The sequence below is a fragment of the Pseudomonas sp. WC1 genome (assembly GCF_050586565.1).
Taxonomy (GTDB): Bacteria; Pseudomonadota; Gammaproteobacteria; order Pseudomonadales; family Pseudomonadaceae; genus Aquipseudomonas.
Genome location: NZ_JBOBDQ010000125.1, coordinates 1 through 1,278, shown reverse-complemented (window position 1 = coordinate 1,278; position 1,278 = coordinate 1). Strand labels below are relative to the sequence as shown.

Annotated in this window: 1 pseudogene; it reads left to right on the top strand. The window is 68.8% G+C overall.

Annotated features, from left to right (window positions below):
* A pseudogene (locus ACQ4OD_RS26315) lies at positions 1-1,278 on the top strand (hemagglutinin); the annotation flags it as partial.

Genomic DNA, 1,278 nt, shown 5'->3' with positions numbered 1-1,278 from the left:
CGGGGTGCTCAACAACTCGGGCGATGGCCTGATCTACAGCCAGCAGGGCGACGTAGGCCTGCAGGCGGCCAGCCTGAACAACGCCAAGGGCACCGTGCAGGCCAAGGGCGCGATCACCGTGCAGGCCACCGGCCTGCTCGACAACCAGGGCGGCAAGCTGATCGCCCAGGATGGCGCGCTGACCGTGACCGCCGACACCCTCGACAACCGCGGCGGCATCCTCGCCAGCCTCAAGCAGGCGCTGGGCGTGCGCACCACCGGCGTGCTGCGCAATGGCAGCGACGCCACTGGCCAGCGCGGCATCCTCCAGGCGCTGAGCCTGGACGTGCAGAGCGCCAGCCTGGACAACCACGGCGGGCGCATCGCCGCGCTCGGCGGTGATACCGCGATCCGCACCGGGCAGCTGGACAACCGCGATGGCGGCATCTCCGCCAGTGGCCTGCTCAAGGTCACCGGCGCCAGCCTGCTCAACGGTGGCGACGCGCGCGGCGAGATGGTCGGCCAGCGTATCGAACTGGGGCTGAGCGGCGCGCTGGACAACCGCGGCGGCATCATCGAAAGCGCCAGTACCCTCGCCATCACGGCCGCCACTCTGGACAACCAGGGGGGGCAACTGCGTGCCGTCGGCACCAGCGGCAAGAGCCAGTTCGCCATTGGCGGGTTGTTCGACAACCGCAATGGCCAGGTGGAGATCGGCAACAGTGACCTGACCCTAGGCGCCGGCCTGCTGCAGAACGTCGGTGGCAAGGTGCTGCACGTCGGCAAGGGCGTGTTCGACATCGACACCGCCAACCTTACCCGTGCCGGCGGCAGCCTCAGCACCCGCGGCGGCCTGACCCTGACCGCCGACAGCTGGACCAACGGCAGCGCCATCCAGGCCGGGCGCCTGACGGTCAATGTCAACAACCTCACCCAGACCGCTGGCGGCCAGTTGCTGGCATTCGACAGCCTGGTGGGCAACGGCGGCAACTGGAGCAACGAAGGTCTGATCGCCAGTGACGGCGCGCTCAGCCTCAACCTGGGGGGTACCTACAGCAGCGCCAATGGGCGGGTGAACAGCCTGGGTACCCTGGGGGTGAGCGCAGCGCAGATGAACCTGGGCAGCAACGCCAGCATCACGGGCGTGGGCAACACCACGATCAATGTGGCGGGCCTGCTGACCAACCAGGGGCGGCTGAGCTCGGCGGGGGATCTGCTGGTCAACGCCGGTAGCGTGAACAACCTGGGGACTTTGGGGGGCAACCAGTTGGTGCGGGTGACCACCGGCAGCCTGCGCAA